At 64.6% G+C, this 26,208-nt stretch carries 22 protein-coding genes; 10 read left to right on the top strand and 12 right to left on the bottom strand.

The annotated features are described in order from the left end of the window. Positions 1 to 6 precede the first annotated feature (6 nt). Complete coding sequence (locus ABGV18_RS06890) at positions 7 to 1,188, bottom strand: methyl-accepting chemotaxis protein (protein WP_396585394.1); 1,182 nt, start codon at positions 1,186 to 1,188, stop codon at positions 7 to 9. 141 nt (positions 1,189 to 1,329) lie between these two features. Here ABGV18_RS06890 and ABGV18_RS06885 point away from each other — a divergent pair, with 141 nt between their 5' ends. Together ABGV18_RS06885 and ABGV18_RS06880 are read left to right on the top strand one after the other, a co-directional pair. After that, complete coding sequence (locus tag ABGV18_RS06885; protein WP_396585393.1) at positions 1,330 to 2,205, top strand: squalene/phytoene synthase family protein; 876 nt, start codon at positions 1,330 to 1,332, stop codon at positions 2,203 to 2,205. A 66-nt stretch (positions 2,206 to 2,271) separates the two neighbouring features. Further along, the gene (locus tag ABGV18_RS06880; RefSeq protein WP_396585392.1) at positions 2,272 to 3,054 is read left to right on the top strand and encodes an SDR family NAD(P)-dependent oxidoreductase; all 783 of its coding nucleotides are present in this window, start codon (positions 2,272 to 2,274) and stop codon (positions 3,052 to 3,054) included. A 3-nt stretch (positions 3,055 to 3,057) separates the two neighbouring features. On the opposite strand, the gene ABGV18_RS06875 is transcribed toward ABGV18_RS06880, so the two are convergent. The 5 genes from ABGV18_RS06875 to epmB all read right to left on the bottom strand — a co-directional run bounded on the left by ABGV18_RS06875 (position 3,058) and on the right by epmB (position 9,576). Further along, the gene (locus tag ABGV18_RS06875) at positions 3,058 to 4,239 is read right to left on the bottom strand and encodes an SAM-dependent methyltransferase (RefSeq protein WP_396585391.1); all 1,182 of its coding nucleotides are present in this window, start codon (positions 4,237 to 4,239) and stop codon (positions 3,058 to 3,060) included. Continuing rightward, on the bottom strand, positions 4,236 to 4,670 hold the full coding sequence (gene folB / locus ABGV18_RS06870) for a dihydroneopterin aldolase (RefSeq protein ID WP_396585390.1): 435 nt from the start codon (positions 4,668 to 4,670) through the stop codon (positions 4,236 to 4,238). Before folB ends, ABGV18_RS06875 begins: the two co-directional genes overlap by 4 nt. Positions 4,671 to 4,766: 96 nt before the next feature. After that, entirely contained in the window at positions 4,767 to 6,860 is a 2,094-nt protein-coding gene (locus tag ABGV18_RS06865) for an EAL domain-containing response regulator (RefSeq protein ID WP_396585389.1), read from the bottom strand. After that, positions 6,857 to 8,500 (bottom strand): hypothetical protein, encoded by a 1,644-nt coding sequence (locus tag ABGV18_RS06860; protein ID WP_396585388.1) that lies wholly within the window; start codon positions 8,498 to 8,500, stop codon positions 6,857 to 6,859. Before ABGV18_RS06860 ends, ABGV18_RS06865 begins: the two co-directional genes overlap by 4 nt. Positions 8,501 to 8,643: 143 nt before the next feature. Then, positions 8,644 to 9,576, bottom strand: a complete 933-nt coding sequence (gene epmB / locus ABGV18_RS06855) for an EF-P beta-lysylation protein EpmB (RefSeq protein WP_396585387.1) — start codon at positions 9,574 to 9,576, stop codon at positions 8,644 to 8,646. Positions 9,577 to 9,608: 32 nt separating this feature from the next. On the opposite strand from epmB, the gene efp reads away from it, so the two are divergent. Next, positions 9,609 to 10,178, top strand: coding sequence for an elongation factor P (gene efp / locus ABGV18_RS06850; RefSeq protein ID WP_396585386.1), 570 nt, complete (start codon positions 9,609 to 9,611; stop codon positions 10,176 to 10,178). An 11-nt stretch (positions 10,179 to 10,189) separates the two neighbouring features. Continuing rightward, a complete protein-coding gene (locus ABGV18_RS06845) occupies positions 10,190 to 11,179 on the top strand; it encodes an EF-P lysine aminoacylase GenX (protein ID WP_396585385.1) in 990 nt (329 codons plus the stop codon). A 248-nt stretch (positions 11,180 to 11,427) separates the two neighbouring features. Here ABGV18_RS06845 and asd read toward each other — a convergent pair whose 3' ends face one another. Next, positions 11,428 to 12,342: an archaetidylserine decarboxylase gene (gene asd, locus ABGV18_RS06840; RefSeq protein ID WP_396585384.1), complete on the bottom strand. Its 915-nt coding sequence runs from the start codon at positions 12,340 to 12,342 to the stop codon at positions 11,428 to 11,430. 164 nt (positions 12,343 to 12,506) lie between these two features. Between asd and prmB the strand changes: the two genes are divergently transcribed. The 5 genes from prmB (at position 12,507) to ABGV18_RS06815 (ending at position 18,102) form a co-directional block, all read left to right on the top strand. Next, positions 12,507 to 13,463, top strand: coding sequence for a 50S ribosomal protein L3 N(5)-glutamine methyltransferase (gene prmB / locus ABGV18_RS06835; RefSeq protein ID WP_396585383.1), 957 nt, complete (start codon positions 12,507 to 12,509; stop codon positions 13,461 to 13,463). Positions 13,464 to 13,685: 222 nt separating this feature from the next. Then, positions 13,686 to 14,963 carry an FAD-dependent oxidoreductase gene (locus ABGV18_RS06830; protein ID WP_396585382.1) on the top strand — a complete coding sequence of 426 codons (1,278 nt, stop codon included), beginning with the start codon at positions 13,686 to 13,688 and terminating at the stop codon, positions 14,961 to 14,963. Between the two features lie 535 nt (positions 14,964 to 15,498). Continuing rightward, entirely contained in the window at positions 15,499 to 16,698 is a 1,200-nt protein-coding gene (locus tag ABGV18_RS06825) for a JmjC domain-containing protein (protein WP_396585381.1), read from the top strand. A 10-nt stretch (positions 16,699 to 16,708) separates the two neighbouring features. Then, positions 16,709 to 17,488: a hypothetical protein gene (locus ABGV18_RS06820; RefSeq protein ID WP_396585380.1), complete on the top strand. Its 780-nt coding sequence runs from the start codon at positions 16,709 to 16,711 to the stop codon at positions 17,486 to 17,488. A gap of 326 nt (positions 17,489 to 17,814) precedes the next feature. Then, positions 17,815 to 18,102: a GIY-YIG nuclease family protein gene (locus ABGV18_RS06815; protein ID WP_396585379.1), complete on the top strand. Its 288-nt coding sequence runs from the start codon at positions 17,815 to 17,817 to the stop codon at positions 18,100 to 18,102. A 278-nt stretch (positions 18,103 to 18,380) separates the two neighbouring features. Here ABGV18_RS06815 and ABGV18_RS06810 read toward each other — a convergent pair whose 3' ends face one another. The 5 genes from ABGV18_RS06810 to ABGV18_RS06790 form a co-directional block, all read right to left on the bottom strand. Further along, complete coding sequence (locus ABGV18_RS06810; protein ID WP_396585378.1) at positions 18,381 to 18,713, bottom strand: flagellar protein FliT; 333 nt, start codon at positions 18,711 to 18,713, stop codon at positions 18,381 to 18,383. Then, positions 18,694 to 19,122, bottom strand: a complete 429-nt coding sequence (fliS, locus tag ABGV18_RS06805; RefSeq protein ID WP_396580998.1) for a flagellar export chaperone FliS — start codon at positions 19,120 to 19,122, stop codon at positions 18,694 to 18,696. The genes ABGV18_RS06810 and fliS overlap by 20 nt, the downstream gene beginning before the upstream one ends. Before the next feature lie 32 nt (positions 19,123 to 19,154). Then, positions 19,155 to 20,558: a flagellar filament capping protein FliD gene (gene fliD / locus ABGV18_RS06800; protein WP_396585377.1), complete on the bottom strand. Its 1,404-nt coding sequence runs from the start codon at positions 20,556 to 20,558 to the stop codon at positions 19,155 to 19,157. 65 nt (positions 20,559 to 20,623) lie between these two features. After that, positions 20,624 to 21,046, bottom strand: coding sequence for a flagellar protein FlaG (locus ABGV18_RS06795; protein WP_396585376.1), 423 nt, complete (start codon positions 21,044 to 21,046; stop codon positions 20,624 to 20,626). A gap of 65 nt (positions 21,047 to 21,111) precedes the next feature. Next, entirely contained in the window at positions 21,112 to 22,554 is a 1,443-nt protein-coding gene (locus tag ABGV18_RS06790; RefSeq protein WP_396585375.1) for a flagellin N-terminal helical domain-containing protein, read from the bottom strand. Between the two features lie 690 nt (positions 22,555 to 23,244). On the opposite strand from ABGV18_RS06790, the gene glgP reads away from it, so the two are divergent. After that, positions 23,245 to 25,800 (top strand): alpha-glucan family phosphorylase, encoded by a 2,556-nt coding sequence (glgP, locus tag ABGV18_RS06785; protein WP_396585374.1) that lies wholly within the window; start codon positions 23,245 to 23,247, stop codon positions 25,798 to 25,800. Positions 25,801 to 26,208: the final 408 nt, after the last annotated feature.

Raw genomic sequence — 26,208 nt, 5'->3', positions numbered from 1 at the left:
CAGCGGTCAAAGACGAAAACGCGCGACCTGGCTCGCCAGGCGATCGGCCTCACGATTGACCGATTCGACGGCCGCGTTGGCCGACTGCATGGTTTCGCCATTGCGTTCGACCACCTCAATCAGCGAGTTGAGATCGGCGGTGAGTTGCTCGATCGCCGTCTGGTGGCGTTGGCCGTGGCTGGCCGCCTCCTCGGTGAGATTGACCGTGTCGGCCACCGATTTGAGCATCTCGGACAGCCCGCCCGAGGCGGTCTGCAACGACCGCTCGGCATCCGAGGAGTAGCGGCTGGCCTCCTGCATCTTCTCGTCGGCGGCGGTGACGTCGCGCCCCAGTGTTTCCATCACCAGACCGATCTCCTGGGCGGCCTCGCCACTGCGACCGGCGAGCTTGCGCACCTCGTCGGCGACCACGGCAAACCCGCGCCCGTGCTCGCCGGCACGGGCCGACTCGATCGCGGCATTCAGGGCGAGCAGGTTGGTCTGCTGGGCGACCGCGTTGATGGTCGCGGTCATCCCGCTGATCCGGTCACGGGCGGCCACCAACGAGGTGATCAACGCGGCGGTTTCCTCGACGCGCTCCTGCGAGCGGCTGATCGAGGCCACGCTCTCGCCGACCTGGCCACGGGTCTGCTCGGCGCGCGACTGCAGCTCACCGGCCTGCTGCCCGGCCTCATGAATCGCCTCGACCAACCGCGCGCCGCCGTTGGCCACCTCGTGGGCCTCGCCCAGGGTGCGCTCGCGCTGCGCCTGGACCCGACCCTGCGCCGACATCACGCTCGACACGCTTTCATCGAGACTACCGGCGGCCGAGGACAGCGAATCACTGCTGCGATTCAGATCCCCCATCTGCACATGCAACTGATCGATCATGCCGTTGACGCTGGTCACGATCTCACCGAGCGAGTCATGGCTGACGATCTGGCACTTCTCGGTGAGATTGCCGTCGCGGACGGCACCAGCCAGGCGCGCGAGTGCCCCCATTCGCCGCAGCAGGATCAGGTGCGCGAGCCCGTAGTTGACGAACCCCACGGTCAACCCGGCGCCGAGGCAACCGACCACGAACCAGCCCAGCATGCCATCGCGAAACTCAACGAAGAATGAAGCGAACACCGGGAAGATCGCCCCCATGACGACGCCCATGCCGACAAAGGACCATTTCAGGCGACGCAGGATGCTGGGCTGACTCATGGTGGATAGCACCTTGCTTGAAGTGGATGGCGGGAAAGGATTCACGCTCGCTTGTATATCGGTCGGGCGGGCGATTTCTTGAGGGCCGACGGCGATCCGATCCCCGGCTGGGCCCCGACGGAACTGGTAGAATCCGTGCCCATGAATGCAGAATCCCCCAGCCCGGCGGTCGACCCCCATCTGGCGGCCGCCGAATGCGAGCGTCTCGCCCGCCCGGTGGGCAGTGCCTTCCGGTTGGCCAGCCTCAAGTTGTCCCCCGCCCGACAGCGGGCGGTCACGGCCCTGCGCGCGCTGGATGTGTCGCTGGCCGAGATTCCGGAGACCGTCAGCGAGCCGCAGGTGGCCATGGCCAAGCTCGACTGGTGGCGCGAGGCACTACTCGGCATGACCAAGGGCCGAGCCGAGCACCCGGTAATTCAGTCTCTGGCCGCGGGGCTGGACGAGATCGGGCTGGGCGAGCAAGCGCGGCGCGAGGACTCACCGCTGATCGCCCGACTGGAAGAGCGGCTGGGCGCGGCACGCATCGAACTCGAATACGAAGGCTTTGCCACCGAAGCGGACCTCGAGGCCTTTCTCGACGCGCGTTACGCCAGTCTGTTCGCCCTGTACGGCCGGCTGCTGGAGCTGCCCGTCGAGCAGATCGAGGCCGCCGCCCGACTGGGGCGCTGGCACGGCCGGCTCGACCGGGCCCGGCTGCTGGGGCGTCACGCACGCGACGGACGCGTCTACCTGCCGCAAGACACCCTGAATCGTTTCGGGCTGGACGAGGCCGATCTTTACCGCGAACCCGCGCCAGCGGCGCGCGAGGCGCTGTTTCGCGAGGAACTCGCCAGGATTCGCGACGGCCTGGATGACTGGCAGGCAAACGGTCGGCCGCCCCGCCTGTTTCGCATCCTGCGTGCCATCGACCGCGAGCATCTGCGCCTGATGCAGGAGACGCCCGCCGAGCTTACCGGCGCACGTCATGAGATCAGCCCCGTGCGCTGCTGGTGGCTTGCCTGGCGTGCCTCCTGGTAACCCAAACGAACCCGGCCCCGATCCTACAGCCCAACCATCACGGGCTCACACTCCCGAGACATCCCGATGACCGACTCCCCTTCCTCCAAAACGGCCGCCGATTCGTCGACTGACACCTCGTTCGCCGGCCAGGTCGTGCTGATCAATGGCGCGACGGGCGCGCTGGGCACCGCCATCGCCCAGACGCTGGCCGCGCGCGGCGCGACCCTGATCCTGCTGGGACGCAAGCTCGACCAGCTCGACCGGCTGGCCGACGACATCAACCAACGGGTCCTTCCCGAGCTGCCCGCCGCGTCCCGCGGCGAGCCACCCCTGATCCAACCGGTGGATTTCTCGGGTGCCGCCCCGGAGGACTACACGACGCTCGTCGAGGGCATCGAGCAGGCCTTCGGCCGCCTGGACCTGCTGGTGCATGCCATGGGCACGGCCGGTGAGCTCGCGCCGCTCGCCCAGGCCGACCTGATGAAGTTCCAGGAAAGCCTGCACGTGAACCTGACCGCGCCATTCGCCCTGAGCCGCAGTGCCTGGCCACTGCTGGAGCAATCGGAGCGCCCGCGGGTGCTGTTCTTCACCGATCGCGGCACCGAGGCCTTCGGCAACGCCCACGACATCGCACACGCCGGCGTGGAACGGATGATTCGGCAATGGGCGGCCGAAACACCTCAGGTGTGGATTACCGGCTTCGATCCCGGCGCGGTGAACAGTCGCCTGCGCCACACGCGCTTCCCCGGCGAACGGTCCGAGGATCGCCAGCCGCCCTGCGCCGTGATGCCGGCCGTCCTCGACTGGCTGGAAAACGGCGAGTCGGGCGCCATCTGTCGGCAAGAGACGCCGAACGCCGCCCTGTGATGATCAGCCGCCCAGACGAAGCCGAAGGACGCGAAAACGCTCGCCCATCTCGGTGGGCATGACCAACTCACGGAATTCCTGTGCCAGGCGGGCCTGATCGGTCAGCGAATCGCGTGCCTGCAGTTCACGCTCGACCAGCCGTGGGACGTCGGTGCCCAGCAGCCACTGGGCCTGGCTGCGCTCGCCATCGATCGCGAAACCGGCCTCGCGCGCGGCCTGCTCGACCGCCTGGAAGTCCACCCAGGCGGTAATGTCCTGCAGCCCCGGATAGACGAACGGGTCTTCGTGGGCCAGGTGGCGGTAGTGGCACTTGAGGGTGCCCTCGCCGCGATCACCGCGGTAGATATCGGCGGTGTGGCTGCCGTAGTCGAACAGGTAGATCCAGGTTTCCCCGGCGGCGCCGAGCGCTGCGCTCATCTCGCCCAACCAGTCGGCGAGATCGGGGCTGTATTCCGCCAACACCGTTTCGCGCGGGGTGACGATCGGACGGTCGATCCGCGCGGCGATCGCCTCGACTGCCGCCTGTAACGGCGCATCGGCCGATTGCTCCTTCCAGACGAAACGATCACCGTCGAAACCCACCATCAGGCGTTCGGCGGTATCCGGCTTGCCCGGCCACCAGCGGAATCGCTCCACCGGCATGGCATCGAGCACCTCGTTGGCGATCGCGATGCCGCCCGACCAATCGAGTGCCGACCAGGCGTCGATCCAGCGCACGCGCTCGACCACCTCGGCCGGCAGCGACGCGCGCAGGTTCTGTTGCTGGCGGGCGGCCAGCGCCGGCGAGATCTCGAGGATGGTGTAGCGCTCGGGCAGCGCCTCGTCCGCGGCCAGCAACTCAAGAAGATCGATCGCCAACCGACCGGAGCCGGCCCCGATCTCGAGGATCTCACCGCCCACGTCGGCTGCCCGTGCCTGGTGCCACTCGTAGGCCAGCCCGGCGGTGAAGAATCGGGAGCGCTCCGGGGCGGTGATGAAATCGCCGCCGGCACCGAAGGCGACCTGGCCGCTGCCGTAATAGCCCAACGTGGGGTGATACAGGACGGTGGCCATGTAATCGGCGAACGAAATGGGGGCGTCGCGCATCTGTTCGACGAGCTGCTCGATCAGTTCAAGGCTCTTGGTCTGATCCGCCGAGCTGGGTGCCGGCAGCTCGAATCCGTCCTGGCGTGAGCTGGCGCTCATGCACCCTCCCCGGCCACCGCCTCCGATGCGATTTCACGGGTGATTTCGACACCCACGCCGGCCGCCTCGGCCAGCGCATGCGGCTTGATCGCACGCATCGTCACGCGATGGACGGGGAATTCGGCCAACAAGGCCTGGCAGCAGCGTTCGGCCAGTGTCTCGACCAGTTGGAAACGGCCCTCGCGGACGATCTCAATCACCCGCCGCGAGACGGCCGCATAATCAACCGTCTGGTCGATGTGCTCGCTGATCACGGCCTGCCGGAAGGACTCGACCTCGAGCACCAGGTCGACCCGCAGTGGCTGCGGGGTTTCCCGCTCGATGGGCAGGATGCCGATGATGGTCTCGAACTCGAGCCCCTGCACCAGGATCCGGTCGGTGGGCAACGTGGTCGGCAGGGGCGGGGCAAGCGGCTGGTCGGCGTCGGTCACGGGGTCGGGTCTCGGCGGTTTTCACGGCAATGTAGGACTACCCGGACAGCGTCCGGGGCGGGCTCATCTTACCGTCATGCCGTGCGCGACCGCGAATCAGAACTGCGCAAAATCGAACTCGAGGCTTTCCTGCGGGGCCTGGATAAAGTCGCCCTGCACGAAATCCACGCCCATCGGCCAGAGGACCTGCAGGCTGGCCGCGTTCTCGACGTTGGGCACGATGACCGCGATGTCGTCCTCTTTGGCGCGCCCCACCACCTCGCCAACCCGATCCTGGTTGGCGCTCTCCTGGGCGAAGTTCTCCAGCAGCGGCCGGGCGATCTTGATGGTCGAGACGGGAAGGTGGTCGAGGATGCGGAAGCTGTCGTCGCCGGAACCGAAACCATCCAGGATCAGTTCGCCACCCAACGGGCGCAGGGCCTCCTGCATGTCGGCCAGGTGCCGTAGGGCATGGCCGGCGTTGTCAACCGAGACCTGAATGGCAAGCAAGGTGTCCGGCAGGCGAGTCATCTGCAGGCGCTGGCTGAGCCACTTGGTGAATTCGGCATCGTGAAGCGAGGCATCGCTGATACGGATGTAGAGCTTGGGCTTTTCGCCGTTCTTCACGCCGTTGTGAATCTGCTTGACCGCCGAGAGCACCACCCAGCGGTCGATTGACTGAATCAAGTCACCGCGTTCGGCTTGCGAGAGAAACTCGGCCGGCGAGATTAGGCTGCCGTCCTCGTCGAGCATCCGTACGAACACCTCGTAACGGCTGATCTCGCGGTCACCGGTCAGCGAGACAATCGGCTGGAACACCAACGAAAAGCGGCTTTCGCGCAGGGCCGTCTTGATCTTGCGCGCCCAGGCCTCGTCCTGCTCGCGCTCGGAGGCGGTCTTGAGGTCGAGCTCGTACAGGCGCGCCAGGTACTTGCCTGCCTGCGACGCCCGGCTAGAAGCCCGCTCCACTCGGTCGACCAGTTCGGCAGCATTCGGCGGGGAATTCTCGTCGAGCACCAGGTAGCCGGCCGAGGTCGTGACCGTCACCGAGGTAGTGCCCTGGGTGTAGACATACTCGCGAGCGAGTTCATTGAGCACATCGGCCAGTTCGGCAGTGCGATGGCGGTCGAGCCTTCCCAGCAGCATCAGGAAAGAAAACGCGCCATGGCGCGCCACCAGGCCCTGCCCACCAACCCGCTCTTCGACCTTCTTGCCGAATTCGGTCAGCAGGTTGTCCATGCCGGTGGTGCCGATATGGCGCTTGATCTCGTCGTGATTGAGGATCTCGAGCAGCAGCAACGCCCCGGTCTCCTGCTGTTCACCGTTGACGATCTCGATGCGGCGGGCCTCGATCTGCTCGAACAGGTAGTTGCGGTTATACAGGCCGGTGAGCAGGTCCCGGCGGGCGAAGTACTCGAGTTGCTCGGAGATGTCGGCCACGTCTTCCTTCACCTGCGTGGCGAACACCTGCAGGCAGGGCTCGCCATCGAAGGACGCCGCGGTACTGTGAATCCGAACCTCGATCTCGTGACCGCCGTTGGTCCGCAGGGTGAAGGTCTCCTCGGCATCCTCGGTCTTGAGAAAGGCCTTCAGGCGTTGGGCCGAGTCGCCAGCGGCCAGGTCGAGAATCGGCTCCTCGCGCAACTCGTCGATACTGGCAAAGCCCAGCAGGTCGAGGTAGGCCTGGTTGGCGTAGATGTGCAGGCCATCCTGCAGGTAGGCAACCGCCTCGGACGAACCGTCAATCAGCTTCTGGCAACGCATTTCCGACTTGGTCAGCTGGACGGCCTTGCGCTCGCGGTCCTGGTAGAGCAACGCGAAGGACACGGCGCGCATCAGCTGCGGCTCGACCAGCGATTCGTGGGGGATCACCGAGAACGCGCCGGCCTCGAGAAATGCCTCGACCTCCTCGACCCCGCCGATGTCGTCGTACACCACCATCGGCACACCGGCCAGTGCCGGCTCACGGGCGGCCAGTTCGCGGAGCGCGGTCAGCATCTCGGCGGCATTCGCGCCGTACTCGATATAAACGATGTCGACCGGGATACGGGTGATTTCGTGGCGCGCGGCATCAAAGTCGGCGGCATTGTGCACGGATGCCTGCAGACCGGCATTACGCAACTCGCCGCGCAGTGCGATCGAGTCGTTGACCGAGCCGATGATGTGCAGGATGGAAAATGGGGTGTTTTCGACGGTCTCGACGGGCGTCACGAATTGCCTCCCTTATCAGGGCTTGTCTCCATCACGACCAGATGGGAACCCACCATCACGATACGCTCCAGGTTGATATGGCTGTCCTCGCCTTGCTCGCGGATCACGGTCACGCGGCGGCCGCGATCGGCAAGATCCGGCGGCAGGATGAGTTGCTCGATCCGGTTCCCCTCGATGCGCGCAAGCACCGGCCAGGTTCCGGCAGTGTGCAGCGTTTCCTCCGCCGAATGGGCGAAATACGCCATCCAGTCGCCCGGCAGGCGTTCGACACCCATGTCGATCGTGCAGTTGTCGTGATCGAGGTGCCGCACCCAGCGGATGACACCGATCCCGATGACGGCGGCCAGACCACCGACCTCCTGGTCCGGGGCGCGCTCGATCAGGATCAGCTCGTCGACCGCCGCCCGGCTGTTGTCGGCCAGCCGCCAGTGAAGTCGCAGCCCTCGCTCGGAGAGGTTGACCACGTCCCAGGTGGACGGCCGGTTGAGGCGCGGCGTCGCCGGGCGGGCATTGGCATCCGGCCTGGCTTCCCAGTCGACATCATTCCGGCCACCCGAGTCGATTTCGAGCTTGAAATCATGGATGCTCGGCCGGTTCTTGACCTGGCCACGAACCGGCCGTTCCAATCCTTCCCAGTCCAGCCCCGAGAAGGTCAGGTGCTGCGAGGTATGCAGGCTGTAGAGCGTGTCCTCGAGCAGCCGGTTATGCACGCTGTGAAAACCGATGGTGATCAACGCTCGCTCGCCGAGGTGTTGCTCGACATGGTCGTGGCGACGCGCCTCGCGCGAACTCAGGAAAAACTGCAACCGGCGTAAAAATCCTCTCAGGGCCAACCGGCACTCGGCATCGAGTCCCTCGATGGTCTCGCGGCGATACAGGACGTCGACCCCGAGGTACACGGCACCGTCCGGATTCGCTCCGCCTCCGCTGATGGCGATGTGCGGCGCAAGTCGACCAGTCATGTCGACGTAGCGAGCCGACCCAGTGGGTCGATCGGCGGTGACCTCCACCGCCCCGGCCACTTTACGCAGGCAGGGGTAGAGCGCTGCCATTTCCTCGACGGTCAGCGCATAGGGGTTGACCATCGCCAGCAACAGGACCGCCACGTAGATATCACGCACGGCATTCCACGCTTCCGGCTGGGATGCCTCGAGGTCGCAACAGGCCACCCGGGCGAACTGGTGCAGATCCGCGTATAGCGGCTGCGGCACCCCCACGTAGAGCTGGTAGCAATCGACGATCAGGCGCGCGGCCCATTCGACACGCTGCCGATGGGCTGTCGCCTGCGCTTGGTCGACATCGCCACTCTGGGCGAGACCCAATCGCAGATTGGCCAGCGATTGCGCCGCCCGGTACAAGGTAAACAGCGACGTCAGTTGTCCACGCGCTTGCGGCGACATGGGCAGCGGGCTTTGTCTCAGGCTGCGGCGCAGTGCCTTGGCCGTTCGCTCGACCTGCGGCTCAAGCCCTGCGATCAACCCGCTGAGATCCTCGTCACTGATCTCCTCGAGATCCGTGCGGCCAAGAAAGCTGGCCAGCAGGCTGGCGGCCTCGGTCGGGTTGGCGATCAGAACCCGCTCGAGCAGGGCCTCGAGATCATCCACGGCAGGTGACTGGGGTGGATGAGACGAACCGGCCATCGACGAACTCCTTTAACTCATACCCGCGCGGGGACGTTGCCTCCATGCGTCCCGCCAATACGGGAACGAACGCCGATCATACTGTATCCAATGCCACCGCTCGAATCCACGTCTGGCGCGCCAAATGGCGCGACCGCCATCGATCAGCCGATCGGTGTCTTGCTGGGTTCGCCCGCCTGCTCGACCACGAAGCGCGGCACGAGATAGCCGGGCAGACATGCCCGTAGCGCCTCGATCCGTTCTCGACCGGTCTCCGCGTCCACCGCAAAGTGGGCGGCGCCGGCCACCGGGTCGAGTAGGTGCAGGTAGTACGGCAACACCCCTTGCGCGAACAGCGCCTCGGACAGTTCGACGAGCACCTCCGTGTCGTTGTTCACCCCTTCCAGCAGCACGGCCTGGTTGAGCAAGGTGACCCCGGCGTCGCGCAACCGCCTGAATGCCGCGGCACTCTCCGCGCCGAGTTCCCGCGGGTGATTGACATGGGCCACCAACACCACCTGGCCGGGGAAATCGGCCAACATGCGGCAGAGTGAGTCGTCGATTCGCTCGGGCGAGACCGTGGGAATGCGGCTGTGGATACGCAAGCGACGCAGGTGCGGCAAGGCAGCGAGACGTTCGATCACGCTCACCAGACGCCGGGAGCTGAGCACCAGCGGATCGCCGCCGGACAGGATCACCTCAGTCATCTCCGGGTCGGCGGCCAGGTAAGCCAGCGCCTGCTCGAGCGCGGCCTCGTCGAGGCGCTGATCGCCATAGGGGAAGTGACGCCGAAAACAGTAGCGGCAATGCACCGCGCAGGCGCCGGTCAACACCAGCAGGGCCCGGCCGCGATACTTGTGCAACACGCCCGGCACGGCATTGGCGGCAAGATCCCCGACCGGGTCAGCATTGAACCCGGGCACCTCGAGCGCCTCGCGCGGATCGAGCCGAAACTGGCGCGCGATGGGGTCGTCCGGGTCGGTCGCATCGATCTGCGACTCGACCATCGGCGTGGTCAGCTCGACGAAATCGGCGTCTCGACGAGGCCGCGCGGCAGGCTGGGACGATGACGGATTATCGGGTATGATCGCGGCCATTTCCAACGTCTTCGATTGACTTACAGGTTCCCATGGCTACTTACAGCACCAACGAATTCCGCGCCGGTCTCAAGGTCATGCTCGATGGCGATCCGGCCAACATCGTCGAGAACGAGTTCGTCAAACCCGGCAAGGGTCAGGCGTTCAGCCGGGTCAAGATCAAGAACCTCAAGACCGGCAAGACCATCGAGCGCACCTTCAAGTCGGGCGATTCCCTCGAGGCGGCCGACATCCACGAGCAGGAAATGCAGTATCTCTTCTCCGACGGCGAGGAGTGGCACTTTATGGACCCCGAGTCCTTCGAGCAAATCATGGCGACCAACGAGGCCGTGGGTGACTCGTCCCAGTGGCTCAAGGAACAGGACATGTGCCAGGTCACCCTGTTCAACGGCGTGCCGATCCAGGTCCTGCCGCCCAACCACGTCGAGCTCAAGGTGGTCGAGACCGATCCGGGCCTGCGTGGCGACACTGCCACCGGTGGCACCAAGCCGGCGACACTCGAGACCGGCGCCGTGGTCAAGGTGCCGCTGTTCATCGAGGAAGGCGAAATGCTGCGCTGCGACACCCGCACCGGCGAATACCTCTCGCGCGTCAAGACCTGATACAGGGCGACGTGACCAACCCGGAGCACGAATGCTGGCGCCCCGGCGCCAGTCTCCACACGCTCCGCCAGCGCGCCCGGCTCAAGCGCCTGCTGCGCGAGACGCTGGATGCGCGTGACTGGCTGGAGATCGACGCTCCCGTCCTGACCGACAGCCCCGATTTCGAGCCCAACATCGCCCTGTTCCGGGCGACCCTCCCCGACGGCACCCCCGCCGGCAGCCTGCACAGCTCGCCCGAGCTGTCCATGAAGCGGCTGCTCTGCGCCTACCCCGACCTGCCCGGCGCCTACTACCTCGGCCCGGTCTTCCGCGCCTTTGAGGCCGGCCGGCGGCACAACCCCGAGTTCACCATGCTCGAGTGGTACGACAACGGCGCGATGCTCGAGACGGCCATCGACACCACCATCACCCTGATCCAGGCGGCCCGAGAGGCAGTTGGGCTGTCGCCGGCGCCGGTCGAGCGTCACGAGTACGGCGTGCTCTTTCGCCGGCACTGCGCCCTCGACCCCTACCACGCCGACACCGACACCCTGGCCCAGGCAGCCGGGCAGCACGGCATCGATGTTGCCGATGCGGCCGACATGACCCGCGACGACTGGCTCGACCTGCTGATGAGCCTGGTGATCGAACCCCGGCTCGACCCGGCGGCCGTCACGGTGGTGACAGGCTACCCGGCCAGCCAGGCCGCGATGGCCCGCCTTGAGACCACTCGGTTCGAGGATCGAGCAATCCACACGGCGGCGCGCTTCGAGGTCTTCGGCGGTGGGCTGGAGCTGGCCAATGGCTACCACGAACTGGTCGATCCCGACGAGCAGGCCCGCCGCCTGGGGGCGAACGGCGCACAGCAATCATCACCCAGCCAGCAACGCTTCCTCACCGCGCTGGCCCACGGCCTGCCCGATTGCAGCGGCGTGGCCCTGGGCGTGGATCGATTGCTGATGTGGTTGACGGGTGCCGAGGATATCGACGCCGTGCTGCCGTTTTCGGCAAGGCGGGTTTAGAGGCTGCCAGCGGGGCTTCGCTCGCCCTGACTTTCGCGGTTTCGATTACGAGATTCCCGCTTTCGCGGGCATGACGGGTTTTGTGCCCGCGACATTGATCGCTAGGCAAGGAGCAGCAGAACCAGGACCTAAAGAAAGCCTCGTCATTCCCGCGAAAGCGGGAATCCAGGGAACCACGGCACGACACGTGGAGCAGCCGCCAAACCAATGTAGCCCTGACGCTCCTCGGCAAGAAATGACCGACGCACCTAGCCTTCGGTCTTCACCTCGCCCTTGTCGCCGGAATCAGATGCCTGCAACCGCTGCCCCAGCTTGATCGGCATCTCCGCCTGCCAGGCGGTATCGAACTCGACACCCTTGGCGGCCAGCAGGATCACCGTCGACCCCATGTTGAAGCGTCCCATTTCGGCGCCGCGCTCGAGGCGAATCGACAGCCCCGTTTCACCGCCATAGCTCCAGCGCCCGATCTGGCGCTGTGGTGAGGGCGTGACCAGGCCGGCCCAGACGGTCTCGATGGCCGAGACGTTGATTGCCCCGACCAGCACCATCGCCATGGGGCCGTCGGCGGTGTCGAACAGGCAGACCAGGCGCTCGTTGCGGGCGAACAGGCGCGGCACTTCGGCCACCGTCCCGGTCGATACCGAGAACAACCGCCCCGGCACGTGGATCATCTCGCGCAAGGTGCCGGTCACCGGCATGTGGATACGGTGATAGTCCGACGGCGAGAGGTAGAGCGTGGCAAACGAGCCGTCCTTGAAGGGCTCGGCCAGCGACTTGTCGCCCCCCAGCAAGTCGGTGGCCGTGTAGGCGCGCCCCTTGGCCTGGAAGATATTGCCCGACTGGATGTGACCGATCTGGCTGATCCCGCCATCGACCGGGCTGACCCACGTCGTCTCCGGCCCTTCGATCGGTCGCGCGCCCTCGGCCAGCGGCCGGGTGAAAAAGGCATTGAAGGTCGGGTAGTCGGCCGGATCGGTCTGGGCCGCCTCGCCGAGATTCACCCCGAAGGTCTTGACGAAGCGCCGGATCAGCCACTCCGTCCAGGGCGCCCGCCAACGCGTTACCCGGAACACCAGCCCGGAAATCAGGTGGTGCGGCAGGATGTACTGGGTGCGCGCCCACAGGCGCGATTGCCATGTCACGGCATTGCTTGGGCTTGTCATATCGCCTCGTGGTGGCCTAGATGTGATTGTCTGGGTGTGATTGTCTGGGTGATAGCCAGGGAGTCTCCCGGCATCGGTCCGTCAGAGGTTCTCTCGGTTACTATTGTGCCAGAGCAGTGATTGCCCATACGCACTTCCCACACGCCTTCCCGATGAGCCACCGCATGCGCCACACCCACGACCCGTCCCACACCACCCCCGAAACGCTCGGCAACCACGACCACCTCGAGAGCATCCTCGATTTCATCCGCTGGGCCGCCAGCCGCATGGACGAGCACGGTGTGTTCCTCGGCCACGGCACCCACAGCTATTTGGACGAAGCGGCGTGGCTGGTGCTCGAGGGTCTGCGGCTGCCGCCGAATCTAGGGCAAGACTGGTGGCGGGCTCGCGTCACCGCCGACGAGCGGCGATCCCTGGTCGAATTGATCCGGCGGCGCTGCCTGGACCACGTACCCACCGCGTACCTGCTCAACCGGGCATGGTTCCTGGGCCAGCCCTATTACGTCGACGAGCGCGTGCTGATCCCGCGTTCGCCCTTCGGCGACCTGATCCGCGATGATTTCAAGGCATTGCTCGACCGCGGTCCGGCACCGACACACATTCTGGACATCGGCACCGGCTCGGGCTGCATCGCCATCGCCCTGGCCGAGCATTTCCCCGAGGCGGAGGTCATCGGGAGTGACATCGACTTCGGCGCCCTGGCGGTGGCTTCGCACAACGTCGCCGACTATCAGCTCGCCGAGCGCGTGGAACTGATGCAATCCGACGGGTTCGATCAGCTCCTGGATGCCGACGACAAGCCGCTGGTCTTCGACCTGATTGTCAGCAACCCGCCCTACGTCGACCCCGACGAGGCCGAGGCCCTGCCCGACGAATACCACCATGAACCGGCCGCGGCGCTGTTCGCCCCCGACCAGGGCCTCGCGTTGGTCGAGCGGCTGCTCGATCAGGCCGCCGGGCACCTTGCCCCCGGCGGCTGGATCTTCATCGAGATGGGCAATGGCCGGCATTGGTTCGACCAGCGCTGGCCCGAGCACCGCGGTCTGTGGGTCGACCTCTCGCCGGCGCCGTCATCGATCGTCGGCTTCCCCCGTGAACAACTGGCCGATTGGCGCGGCTAGGGAAATCCGAAACAAGTCCTGCCGCCGGTTTATTGTTTTCTAATATACTGACATCGGCGGAAACTATCTATTATTCATAGGCTTAAAGTCCACCCGATCATCAAAACTGTGTTTCTTGTAGACCAACCCTTGTTTTTCCCGGCCCGCCGATGAACAATCGATGTACTCGGCATCGATGCGTTTGCGGATCGATCCGATCGTCATAAACAGGGAGAGCACGTCATGGCACATATCGTCATTCTGGGCGCCGGCATCGGTGGCCTGCCCGCCGCCTACGAGGCCCGCGAAGCACTCGGCGACGAGCATCGCATCACGGTCATCAACGCCGAGCCTTACTTCCAGTTCGTGCCGTCGAACCCTTGGGTGGCCGTCGGCTGGCGCAACCGTGACGACATCACCTTCCCGATCGCCCCCTACGTCGAACGAAAGCACATCGGCTTTATCGCCCAATCGGTCGAGCGCATCGATGCCGAGGCCAACCGCCTCGAACTGGCCGACGGCGAGTCGGTCGATTACGACTACCTGATCATCACGACCGGCGCCAAGCTGATGTTCGACGAGGTCGAGGGTGCCGGGCCTCACGGCGGCTACACCGAGTCGGTCTGCACGATCGATCACGCCGAGCAGGCCTACGATGACTTCAAGCGACTGGTCGAAAACCCGGGGCCGGTGATCGTCGGCGCCATGCCGGGCGCAAGTTGCTACGGGCCGGCCTACGAATACACCTTCATCCTCGACTCGGCGTTGCGCAAGAAGAAGCTGCGCCACAAGGTGCCGATCACCTACGTCACCGCCGAACCGTACATCGGCCATTTGGGCCTGGGTGGCGTCGGCGATTCCAAGGGCATGCTCGAATCGGAAATGCGCTCCCACGACATCAAGTGGATCACCAACGCCCGCACCACGCGGGTCGAGGACGGCACCATGCATATCGAGGAGCTCAACGACGATGGCGAGGTCAAGCAGACCCACGCCCTGCCGTTCAATCACTCGATGATGCTGCCCGCCTTCCGCGGCGTGGATTGCGTGGCGAATGTCGACGGCCTGTGCAACCCGCGCGGCTTCGTCCAGGTCGACGACTACCAGCGCAACCCCAAGTACAAGAACATCTTTGCCGCCGGCGTGGCCATCGCCATCCCGCCGATCGAGAAGACCCCCGTGCCCACCGGTGCACCCAAGACCGGCTACATGATCGAATCGATGGTCACCGCCATCGTGCACAACATCCAGGCGGAGATCACCGGTGAGGGCGAGCCGAACTCCAAGGGCTCGTGGCAGGCCATCTGCCTGGCCGACTTCGGCGACCGGGGCGCGGCCTTCATCGCCATGCCCCAGATCCCGCCGCGCAACGTCAACTGGTTCGCGGCCGGCCGCTGGGTGCACCTGGCCAAGATCGCCTTCGAGAAGTACTTCATTCGCAAGATGAAGAAAGGCACCTCGGAGCCGATCTACGAGAAATACATCATGCGAGCGATCGGTCTGAACCGCTTGGAGAAGTAACGCCCCGCCTTGATGCGAGGTCCGTGCGGAACCATCAACGGCGCGCCTCCGGGCGCGCCGTTTTTCTTGCGGCGATCGTGACCGGCTGCTGTCACCACGCAACGCTACCGGACGGCTCCAACGATGCCATCACATTTCCGGCGCCGACATCCTCCAAGCCCCCACCAGAATCGTCATTCCCGCGGAAGCGGGAATCCATAACCAAGCTGTCGGCACGACTCACCGGCCCAACGCCTTTGGCCCTTTTCGGCTGGCAGCCATCCACCATCCGCATGGCTCCGATCACTGGATTCCCGCTTGCGCGGGAATGACGACTCTTTGCCCATACCCAAGCCACGGGAATGACGAATGGGCGGTTCTATTCACCCGAGTGCCGACCGATTACGCGGCGTCACGGTCAATTAGCACACGGCGACGGTGGCAAGCCCACCATGCCGAGCACCCCAAGCAAAAGGGAGCTCCCACCCTGCAGTCTCCCCCATCCCACCATATCCGTTAGACTTGGTCATACCCACCCAAATGCAGGGATATGGCCATGACCGGTTCAACGAACGCCTCCATCGACCACGTGCTCGGGGAACTCTCCGTCGAGACCTTCCTGCGCGATTACTGGCAGAAAAAACCGGTGCTGATCCGCGGGGCATTCCCGGGCTTCGAGAGTCCGATCGCCCCGGAGGAACTGGCCGGGCTGGCCTGCGAGGCGGATGCGCCATCGCGCCTGATCCTGGAGCACGGCGACGAGCGTGACTGGCAACTCAAGATGGGGCCGTTCACCGAGGAGGACTTCCGCAACCTGCCGGACGACGGTTATTCCCTGCTGGTCACCGACTGCGAGAAACTGGTGCCCGAACTGATGGAAGTCGTCGAGCAGTTCCGCTTCGTGCCGGACTGGCGCATCGACGACCTGATGATCTCCTACGCCCCGCCGGGCGGCTCGGTGGGCGCGCATATCGACGACTACGACGTCTTCCTGCTGCAGGCCCATGGCCAACGCCGCTGGCAGATCGAGAACCCACCCGTGCACACCGCCTACCGCGAGGGGCTCGACGTGCGCATCCTGACCGACTTCGCCCCGACGGAGGAATGGGTGCTCGAGCCGGGCGACATGCTCTACCTGCCGCCCGGCATCCCGCATCACGGCGTCGCGGTCGACGACTGCATGACCTGGTCGATCGGTTTCCGCGCGCCCACGCAGGCCGACCTCGTCGGCGGCGTCTGCGACCGACTGGCCACACTGGCGCCCGAAGAGCGCTACCGCGACCCGGATCTGAAGGTTGGCGACAACCCGGGCGAACTCGATCCAGCCACGCGCCAGCGGCTGCGCGAGTGGGTCCTCGAGACCATGACGGCCGATGCCAACCAGCTCGACCGCCTGATCGCCGAAACGCTGACCGAGCGCCCCGTCGACCACGCCGACCTTTACCCGCGCTACCACGACGAAGAGATCGTCGGCATCCTCGACCACCTGCACGAGATCAGCGAACTGCAGCGCACCCCGGCCTCGCGCTGGCTGCTGCTCGAACCGAACGGTGATGACCCGGGCCACCTGTGCATTGACGGGCAGAGCCACGAGCTGGATGCCGAGTCCCTGCCGCTCGCGCGCTTCTTGACCCAACACGTCCATGTGCCCGGCGAGGCGCTTGCCGAACGCGCCAGCAACGCCAGCGCGCGCATCCTGCTGGAAAAGATACTCACGGCGGGTCAACTGCTGATCCCCGACGAAGATGAAGAATGAGGAGAGATTGATGTCGCAACCGTTTGCTACCGAATGGGGCCTGATCGGCGCCGGCGAGATCGGCGGCGTACTGGCCCACGGCCTGTTAAAGACCGGCCACCCGGTCTTCCCCATCGGCCGTGACACCAACATCCAGACCGCGCTGTCCGCCCGCCCCTTCCTCGACGGGCTCTTGGTGACCGTCGGTGAAAAAGACCTCGATTCGGTGCTCGAACAAATCCCGTCCGCGTGGTTCGACCGCGTCGTGCTGATCCAGAACGAACTGCTGCCCGACGATTGGCGCAAGCACGACATCGAGACGCCGACGGTCGCCTCGATCTGGTTCGAGAAAAAGCCCGGCAAGCCGGTCAAGCCGCTGATCTCCTCGCCCGTCCACGGCCCGAAGGCCGATGCCCTGGTCGCGGCCATGCAGTCGCTCGACATCCCCGCCCACCCGGTGGCTGATGCCGACGAGATGCTCGAGGAACTGGTGATCAAGAACGTCTACATCCTGACCACCAATATCGCCGGGCTCGAGACCGGTGGTGACGTCGAAGATCTGTGGAACAACCACCAGGAACTGGCTCGCGACATCGCGGCGGACGTCATCGCCCTGCAGGAAGCGAAAGTGGGGAAGGCATTCGACCCCCAGCGCCTGATGGACGGGATGATCAAGGGCTTCGACGGCGACCCCCAGCACCAGTGCATGGGCCGTTCCGCGCCGCAGCGGATGGAGCGGGCATTGGCGCAGGCCGACGAGCTGGGCGTGGACATGCCGGCGATCAAGACGGTGGCGGCGAAGCAGAGGTGAGTTTGAACCCGGTGCCGCAACCTGCTGAACGGGCTGGGTCCATTTTCAGCACCTCGTGGCTTACTGATGACTTCATGGATTCCCGCTTTCGCGGGAATGACAGGCTTCTGGTTTGAAGGTATCCAGGTAAACGAGGGGCTTCGATCAAGCTGAGAGGCCTCGGAGTGTTAATTTCCATTGGCCGCCGCCCACCACCCGTCATTCCCGCGAAAGCGGGAATCCAGGAAACGGAGCCACCAGAAACAACCAAAGAACGAGTCTTCCCAATGGAGCGCGGATCGCTTCATTTAGGAGACAACAAATCAAAACCCAGGAGTTTCAACGGAATGAAACAGCCCTGTGTCTACCTCCTCGCCAACCGGCGCAACGGCACGCTCTATCTCGGCGTGACCAGCGTCCTCGTTCAACGCGTCTGGCAGCACCGGAACGACCTAGTCGAAGGTTTTACCCGTCGCTACGGGGTGTACAACCTGGTCTGGTACGAAACGCATCCGACCATGGAAGGCGCCATTGCCAGGGAGAAGGCGATCAAGAAGTGGCGGCGGGCGTGGAAGATTGAACTGATCGAAGGGTTCAACCACAAGTGGCGGGATTTGTATGACTCGATCGTCTGACGAGGGGTTCGAAGGTCGACGTTCGTTGCCATCGGCAGGCGGACATGGATTCCCGCGTACGCGGGAATGACGGCTCTGAAGGCGCATAGATGAATTCAGACTTTAGGAAACCGTCCGCTGCAATGGACAGCGATATGGGTCGCACACGCCTCAGATTCAAAGAACCCGTCATTCCCGCGAAAGCGGGAATCCAGACATCGAGGCCACCACGGATAGACGAGCCAGACACAAGAAAGGGGCCTCTCGGCCCCAATCTCAGTCACCCTGAAGGACGAACATCACCGCTCCGGATCGTACGCCTTCACCGCCTTACTGCCGGTCTGGATCTCGCCCAGGTCCGAGCGAATCTCGGCCTTGCGTTCTTCGCCCAGCTTGACCACCTGATCGTTTATGGCCTGCAGTTCCTCCAGGAACTCGCGCATCCATTCAGCGGGCGGTGCATCGTTGGGCGCACCCTCGGCAATGAGCTGGTCAATCATGGGCCGGCGCATCGCATCGGCCTCGATCACGGCTTCCCAGTCATCGGCCTTCGCGGAGGCGAGCATGCCTTCGCTCAGGGCGAGCAGGTTCTGGGCCCTTACCGGTAATTTGTCAGGCAGATTGGCGAACATCAGCACCAGCCGAATCGGTAACCTTTTCCGGCGCAATGCCGTCCCAGGCTTCCTTGAGGTCGCGCAACAGACCCGAGACTTCCTCGAGCTTCTCGATGCTCGACTCGATGTTGGCCTCCAGCAAGCGACGCTGCATGTAGGCGTACAGGCTTTCCAGGTTCTCGGAGAGCTCACCGCCCTCCGGCCGGAGCGACTCGCGCAGACCACCGATAATGCCGATGGCCTTGCCGATCTGCTCGCCCTTGGCAGCACGATCCTCGCGCTGCATAGCGCCCTTGGCAGTGGCCAGGCGCTGCAGACCACCCTCGAAGAGCATCTGAATCAGGCGGTGCGGCGAGGCGTCCTCGATACCACTGCGGACCCCGACGTTTGCGTATTGCTGGGCACCAAATGCTGCGTTGGCGTACATGGTCGTTCCCCTCTTATGCGATTCAGGGCGGTTTACTTGTCGCCTGCCAGGTTATTGAAAGGCAGGTTGTTCAATTGCTGGGAAAGGTAATTCCCAGTGGATTGCAGTTGGCCCACCGCGGCGTCCATGGCATTGAACTGGTCCAGCAGTCGCGACTCCAGGCTTTGCAGACGCCGACTGAGGCTTTCGCGATCGTCGTTGATGCCGTCGATCCGGTTGTTCAGGCTGTCAGTGCGACTGGACAGGATGCCGTTGAAGCCCACGTAGCCGTCGAGCAGATCATCCAGCTTGTTGGCCACGCCGTTCTCCGAGGCAAACATCTCGCCGATGGAGGCAAAGTCCGCGTCGATGGCGTCATTGAGCTTGCCATCGTCCACGGCCAGCGTGCCGTCGCGCTGGGTCTCGACGCCGATGGCCCCCAGCGACTGGAACGCGCCCGCGACACCTTCCACCGAACCACCGACCTCGCGACGCAGCTGGTTCATCACCGTGCGCAGGGTGGAATCCCCCTGCAACGGGCCGGCCCGCCCCGTCTCCGAGTCATAGGCCTGCAGCTGGTTGGTGGTGTTGATCAACTCGTTGTACGACTTGACGAACGCATTGACCTTGGCCTTTACCGCTCCCGTGTTGAGCGCCACGTCCAGGGTGTTTGTCGACCCCACCTCGGCATTCTTTAGGTTCAATGTCACGCCATCGATGGCATCGTCGATGGTGTTGCTCGAGCGGGTCACGGCCTGGCCGTCGATACGGATCAGGGAATCCTCCGCCGCCTGCAACTGGGTGAGATTGCCGGAGGCCAACTGCGACAGGCCAGCGGCATCGGTGTTGTTGCCGTCATCGTCCACCGTCGACACCGTGATCTCGTTGGCCTTCCCCGGCTCGTCGGCGGTGAGGATCAAGCGGCTCACCGTGCCACCGACCCCGTCATCCACGTTCACCGTGGTGGCGGTCACGCCGGTGTTGTCCGGCGAGGCGTTGATGGCATCACGGATGCCGGCGAGCGTGTTGTTGCCGGCATCGACGGCGATATCGAAGCTGTTGCCACCCGTGCCGATGGTCAGCGTGCCGGTGCCCACGGCAGTATCGGCATCGGCGAAGTCGCCGCTGCGCAGCTTCTGCCCCTGGGCGAGGCGCTCGACCTCGATCTGGTAGCTGCCGGCGCTGGCGGTCTGGTCGGCCGTGGCCGTGAATACTGATAGGTCGCCGCTGGTGGCCTTGCGGGCCTGGAATGCATCCAGGTCCGTCAGGCCGGCCAGCGACGCCTTGAACTCGTTGAGCACGCTCTTGAGCGAACCCAATGCTGAAATAGTGGCCTGGGCCTCGGCTTCCCGCCGGTCCAGGCGATTTTGGGCGGGTCGACCCTCCGCGGCAACCAGCTGACTGACGATCCCGCCTACATCAATGCCGGAGCCGATGCCTGTGCTTGTAATCGCCATTGTCAAAAACTCCTGAAGAAGTTAACCGTTTGCTTTGGATGGGCTAAAACCCGATGGGGCGTTGCTCAAGCCTCCAGCTTGAGCATGCCGCCCTCCCCACTTTCAATCCGTCGGGCAATCTCGAGGACTTCCTCCATCGGGATCTGCCGAACCACTTCCTCGGTCTGCGAATTGATCACCTTGACGACGGTGCGCCCGGTGTCATCGTCGACCGTGAACGACAGGTCACGCTGTTGGCCCTGGACTATCTCGGAAAGCTCATCGAGCTTCTGCTCGAGCGCCTCCCGGTCCAGGCCCGACGACGCCGTCTCGGCCGCGCCCAACGAGGCATTCTTGCCCCCCTGGGAGTTTGCGGCCTCGACATTGACCTGTCGCCCGGATTCGACAGACCGCTCGCCACCCGGGGCTGGGCCCTGGGCCGTGCGAGCGGTCGCCGCATAAAGGCTTGGCATCTTGCCAAAGGCATTCGAGGCACTGATGTCGCTCATAATGCCACCCCCTTATATGCAAAGTGATGACGCCCGTCCGCTGGGCGTCATCTCGTTAGCCCGGATTAGCCGAGCAGGCTCAGTACGTTCTGCTGGGCCGCGTTGGCCTGCGAGAGCATCGCGGTGCCGGCCTGCTGCAGGATCTGCGAGCGGCTCAGGTTGGAGGTCTCCTGGGCGAAATCCGCATCCTGGATCTGGGAGCGAGCCGCAGTGGCGTTCTCCGAGATATTGTTCAGGTTGGAGATCGTGGAGTCCAGCCGGTTCTGGATCGCACCCAGATCAGCCCGCGAGGAGTTGATCGAGGCCAACGCCCCGTCGATGACGGAGATGGCGCTCTGGGCACCGTCGGCCGTGCCGATGTCGACGTTATCTACCGCGTTCAGGGTAGAGGCCGTGCCGGAGAAGACCTCCGCAGTGGGACCACCTGTGGCGGTAAAGGAATCCGTCGAATCCAGCTGCACCGTCCCCATGGTGGTAGTGGCAGCGCCTACGGTGGTCAGATTGGTCGTATCCGCTGTGCCGTTGACGACCGAGTCAACCGTGGTGGCTGTGGAGCCTGCGGTGGCATAAGAGAAAGACGAGGTACTGATGTCCAGGCCCTCGCTGGAGGCGACCCGCACATTGCCTGACTCCGCGTCGATCGAGGCACTCAGGCCGGTGTTCGAACTGTCGGCATTGATGGTGTCCACCAATTCCTGCGCACTGGAGACGCCGACCAAATCGGTCGTTCCCTGATCGGTGCTGATCGAACCAGCGTCGATTGCTTCTGCGTAATCAGAGGCGATTTCCACCTCGGTGTAGGCAGTTGCGTTCACCCCGGTGTCGCTGGAAACGGCATTGATCGCGGAGGCGATGTCGTTCGCCTCGTCAGCGGCAGCCAAATCGACGTTCGCAACCTGCAAGGAAGACGAGTTGGTGATAGTGACGGTGCCGGCAGTGATGTCGTTCGTGGCGCCAGCGACGGTCGTCCCGGCGGTAGTGCCCTCACCATCAATGCGTTGACCACCGATTGAGCTGGCCGACACATTGCGCAGCGAGATATCGATGGTCTGGTTGGCCTCGGCACCGACCTGCAGCGCCTGCGAACCGAAGGTGCCGTCGAGCAGCTTCTGGGTACCGAAGGCGGTGGTGTCGGCGATACGGGTCAGTTCGTCCTGAAGGGCCGACACTTCCTTTTGCAGGGCAGCGCGGTCGGAAGACGAGTTGGAACCGTTGGCGGACTGGATGGACAGCTCACGCATCCGCTGCAGGATGTTGGTGGATTCCTGCATGGCGCCTTCGGCGGTCTGCGCGATGGAGATGCCGTCGTTGGCATTACGCGTTGCCTGGTTCAGGCCGTTGATCTGCGAAGTCAGTCGCTCGGAGATGGCCAGACCGGCCGCGTCGTCCGCCGCGCTGTTGATGCGCAGGCCGGAGGAGAGACGCTCCATCGCGCCTTTCATCTCGCTCTGGCTCGAGCTCAGCTGGTTTTGCGCGTTCAGCGCCATGATGTTCGTGTTTACGCCCATTACCATGATGTCGTCTCCTCTTTACAGACGGGCCCCGATCTTGGGGCGTTTTCTCTTGGTTACGGTTCCCTTATCGGCGTGGCTGATCAGACCTTTAGGCCTTGGGCGAAATTTTTTTTGCTTGGCGGTTGGGAGGCGTGCTGGGGCGTTGTGGCCGAGTGTATGACGGGGTGGGTGGTGATGCCAGGGGGGGGGTGTTGGGCTCTGTCGGTGTTGGGGTTGCCGGTGGGCGCGGGTGGCTTCGATTTCTGGGTTCCCGCTTTCGCGGGAACGACGAGGCCGTGGGGTGGGCAGCACGCAATCAAGCAGTCCGGGAGAGGGTTGAGCTGACCGGTGGCAGCACCCGCCACTCGGAACTCCGACGTCATTCCCGCGGAAGCGGGAATCCATGACAGGTTCGACGGAGCCGATAGGGCCGACTCTCCTGGCATACGTCATGAGGCGTCTTCTACGCTGCTGCCAACCGAGGCCGGTTGTGGCTGCGGACGCTGGATTCCCGCGTTCGCGGGAATGACGATTGGGCGTGCGCGAGCCCAAACCGGTTGGTGACGCCTCCAGGGGCCCGGCACTGCCACTGCCACTGCCACTGCCACTGCCACTGCCACTGCCACCTTAGTCGACAACCTTCCTGTTACACCACCGACATGATTCACCCTTACACTCGTGAGCTCATTCCCTCGAGCCCCTGACATGCCCACCATGCACCATCTGGAACTCCGTCCTTCCCTGCCGCCAGCGCTCTCCCGATTAAACGAGCTGGCCGGCAATCTGTATTACAGCCGGTCGCGGGCGGTGCGGGATCTGTTTGACCGCATCGATGCGGACACCTGGGCGCAGGTGGAGGGCAATCCCGTGCGGTTTCTGCAACTGGTGCCGCAGGCGCGGCTGGACCAGGCGGCGGGCGATTCGGCGTTTCTGGCGGAACTGGCGGCGGTCTGGCGCGAGTTCGAGGTGCATTGCTCCGATGCGCGCATGGACGTGCTCGAGCCGGTGATCGATCCGCAGGAGACGGTGGCCTATTTCTGCGCGGAGTTCGGCTTCCACGAGTCGCTGCCCATCTATTCCGGCGGGCTGGGGATTCTGGCGGGGGATCATTGCAAGGCGGCATCGGACCTCGGTCTACCGCTGGTGGGCGTGGGCCTGCTTTACCGGCAGGGCTATTTTCAGCAATGCATCGATGCCGAGGGGCGCCAGCATGCGCGCTTCGAGGATCTGGATTTCTCGCATCTGCCCATCCACCCGGCCAAACGGGACGAGCAACCGGTCCACATAAGCCTGGAATTCCCGGGGCGCGTGGTGACGGCGCAAGTCTGGGAGGCGCGGGTCGGGCGGGTGCCCGTTTATCTACTCGATACCGATGTGGACGAAAACACCGCCGCGGATCGCGAGATCACGCACCAGCTCTACGGCGGTGACCGACGCCGGCGGCTAGAGCAGGAAGTGCTGCTGGGCGTGGGCGGCGTGCGGGCCCTGCGGGCCCTGGGCATCACACCATCGGCCTGGCATATCAACGAGGGCCACGCGGCGTTCTCGATTCTCGAACGGGCGCGAGAACTCACCGCGGACGGCCTGCCGTTCGACCCGGCCCTGAACGCCGTGGCCGCCGCGACCCTGTTCACCACCCACACGCCGGTGCCGGCCGGGCACGACACCTTTGCCCGCGAATGGGTCGAGGGGCATTGGCAGCCGCATCTGCCCATTCTGGGCATCGATGCCTCCCGGCTGCTGGCGCTGGGTGCCGACCCGGCGCATGACGGCAAGCACTTCAACATGACCGCCCTGGCCCTGCGCGGCTCGCGCCAGCACAACGGGGTCTCCCGTGTGCATGGCGGGGTCGCCGCGCAGATGAGCCAAGCCTTCTGGCCGGAGGTGCCGGCCGAGGAAAACCCGCTGACACACGTCACCAACGGCGTGCATGTGGAGACCTTTCTCAATCGGGACCTCACTCGTCTGTTCGACGCCAACCGCCGCGATTGGCGTGATCACCTGCACGAAGCAGGCATCGGTGAGTTGGTCGGAAACACCGAGCCCAGTCGCCTCTGGTCGATGCACCTGTCTGCCAAGACGCATCTGATCAAAGACCTCAAGGCACGACTAGAGCGGCAAACGGAGCGATTCGGCCAAGGCCACGTGCGCCTCAAGCAACGCTGCCGGGTACTGGATCAGCCGGTCGACGAGTTCCTGCTGGTGGGTTTCGCGCGGCGATTCGCCACTTACAAGCGCGCCGCCCTGCTCTTTCACGACCGTGAACGGCTCGCTCGATTGATCGAGACCAGCCCGCGGCCGCTGGTATTCGTCTTCGCCGGCAAGGCCCACCCGGCCGACGAGCCGGGGCAGGCGCTGTTGCAGACCATTCACGAGTTGAGCGGCGAGCCGCGATTCGCCGGGCATGTCCTTCTGATCGAGGGCTATGACATGAGCCTGGCGCGGCGGCTGGTGGCCGGCTGCGATGTCTGGCTGAATACGCCGGAATACCCCATGGAGGCCTCGGGCACTTCCGGGCAAAAGGCGGGCATCAATGGCGTGCTCAACCTTTCCGTGGCCGATGGCTGGTGGGCGGAGGGGCACGATCATCAGAAGGGCGTCGCCAACGGTTGGTCGCTTTTATCGACCGCAGAGACCGCCGAGCGCGACGATCGCGAGGCCGACGACCTGCTGACGCTGCTGGAAACCGAGGTGATCCCGCTGTTCGATCGCCGCGAGGCACCTGCCAGTAGCGATACCAGGGGCCTGCCGGTCGAGTGGATCGCCTGGCAGCGCTACGCCATCGCCACCATCCTGCCGCGGTTCAACGCCTCACGGATGGTGCGGGATTACGCCGAGCGTCATTACCGGCGGGCCATCGATGCCGGCCGACTGCTGGCACGGGACGATTACCGCGCCGCTCGCGAGCGGGCCGAATTCGAGCAGGCACTTGACGCCAACTGGGCGCAGGTCGAGGGAGAGGTGATCAGTACGCCTGAGTCGCTCATGCGCCAAGGGGAGTCCTTGAGTGTCGAAATCGAAATCACCAGCCCGGGCCTACCGCCCCACTCGCTTCGCTGTGAGGCGGTGTTGGGTGAGGGGGCGTCTCGGCGGGTGGCTGTGGGCGAGCTGGTGGAATCGGTGGACGAGCCGGCGCGTGGGCTACATCGAATTGCGTTGCCCGCGGATCTGGCGGGGGAAGTCGATTACCAGCTGCGGGTCGTGCCGACGCACGAGACGTTGCTGCATCCCTATGAATTGGGGCGGATGCTTTGGTTGTAGTGGGGTTGGTTTTACCGCGTTCTCACGATTGGCGTTGGGCCGGTCTTTGAGTGTTGGTGGCTTCGTTCACTCGATTCCCGCTTGCGCCGGAATGACGGGTGGGTGGCTTCGTTCGCTGAATTACCGCCTCCGCGGGGCAGGCTTCGCGGGAATGACAGGGTGGTGACTGCTGGTGAAGGTTCCGATTCCTCGGCAGGGCAGGAGCCGTTGAAGCTGGGTTTTAGCCGGAATAACGGGGCATCCTGATTGCAGGGGCGCCTGATCTCTGCCGCCTCTCACTTAACGAGGCCCCCACATCGTCATTCCCGCGGAGGCGGGAATCCAGGAGCCTCAAGGACAGCACCAAACACCGCGTGCACCACCTGCGTCCCACGACGGCACCAAGGCGGCTCGGTTGAGCCGAGCCGC

Source organism: Guyparkeria halopsychrophila (assembly GCF_044582135.1).
GTDB lineage: Bacteria > Pseudomonadota > Gammaproteobacteria > Halothiobacillales > Halothiobacillaceae > Guyparkeria.
The sequence above is the reverse complement of the archived record's forward strand: the minus strand, read 5'-3'. Positions and strand labels throughout refer to the sequence as shown.

What these genes read in the sequence shown, in the direction of transcription:
- ABGV18_RS06795 (WP_396585376.1), bottom strand. Translation starts at nt 21,046, where the DNA reads ATGAGCGACATCAGTGCCTCGAATGCCTTTGGCAAGATGCCAAGCCTT.
- fliS (WP_396580998.1), bottom strand. Translation starts at nt 19,122, where the DNA reads ATGTACGCCAACGCAGCATTTGGTGCCCAGCAATACGCAAACGTCGGG.
- ABGV18_RS06860 (WP_396585388.1), bottom strand. Translation starts at nt 8,500, where the DNA reads ATGGCCGGTTCGTCTCATCCACCCCAGTCACCTGCCGTGGATGATCTC.
- ABGV18_RS06810 (WP_396585378.1), bottom strand. Translation starts at nt 18,713, where the DNA reads ATGTTCGCCAATCTGCCTGACAAATTACCGGTAAGGGCCCAGAACCTG.
- ABGV18_RS06875 (WP_396585391.1), bottom strand. Translation starts at nt 4,239, where the DNA reads ATGAGCGCCAGCTCACGCCAGGACGGATTCGAGCTGCCGGCACCCAGC.
- ABGV18_RS06815 (WP_396585379.1), top strand. Translation starts at nt 17,815, where the DNA reads ATGAAACAGCCCTGTGTCTACCTCCTCGCCAACCGGCGCAACGGCACG.
- fliD (WP_396585377.1), bottom strand. Translation starts at nt 20,558, where the DNA reads ATGGCGATTACAAGCACAGGCATCGGCTCCGGCATTGATGTAGGCGGG.
- ABGV18_RS06890 (WP_396585394.1), bottom strand. Translation starts at nt 1,188, where the DNA reads ATGAGTCAGCCCAGCATCCTGCGTCGCCTGAAATGGTCCTTTGTCGGC.
- efp (WP_396585386.1), top strand. Translation starts at nt 9,609, where the DNA reads ATGGCTACTTACAGCACCAACGAATTCCGCGCCGGTCTCAAGGTCATG.
- ABGV18_RS06830 (WP_396585382.1), top strand. Translation starts at nt 13,686, where the DNA reads ATGGCACATATCGTCATTCTGGGCGCCGGCATCGGTGGCCTGCCCGCC.
- glgP (WP_396585374.1), top strand. Translation starts at nt 23,245, where the DNA reads ATGCCCACCATGCACCATCTGGAACTCCGTCCTTCCCTGCCGCCAGCG.
- asd (WP_396585384.1), bottom strand. Translation starts at nt 12,342, where the DNA reads ATGACAAGCCCAAGCAATGCCGTGACATGGCAATCGCGCCTGTGGGCG.
- ABGV18_RS06880 (WP_396585392.1), top strand. Translation starts at nt 2,272, where the DNA reads ATGACCGACTCCCCTTCCTCCAAAACGGCCGCCGATTCGTCGACTGAC.
- ABGV18_RS06885 (WP_396585393.1), top strand. Translation starts at nt 1,330, where the DNA reads ATGAATGCAGAATCCCCCAGCCCGGCGGTCGACCCCCATCTGGCGGCC.
- ABGV18_RS06820 (WP_396585380.1), top strand. Translation starts at nt 16,709, where the DNA reads ATGTCGCAACCGTTTGCTACCGAATGGGGCCTGATCGGCGCCGGCGAG.
- ABGV18_RS06790 (WP_396585375.1), bottom strand. Translation starts at nt 22,554, where the DNA reads ATGGGCGTAAACACGAACATCATGGCGCTGAACGCGCAAAACCAGCTG.
- prmB (WP_396585383.1), top strand. Translation starts at nt 12,507, where the DNA reads ATGCGCCACACCCACGACCCGTCCCACACCACCCCCGAAACGCTCGGC.
- ABGV18_RS06825 (WP_396585381.1), top strand. Translation starts at nt 15,499, where the DNA reads ATGACCGGTTCAACGAACGCCTCCATCGACCACGTGCTCGGGGAACTC.
- epmB (WP_396585387.1), bottom strand. Translation starts at nt 9,576, where the DNA reads ATGGCCGCGATCATACCCGATAATCCGTCATCGTCCCAGCCTGCCGCG.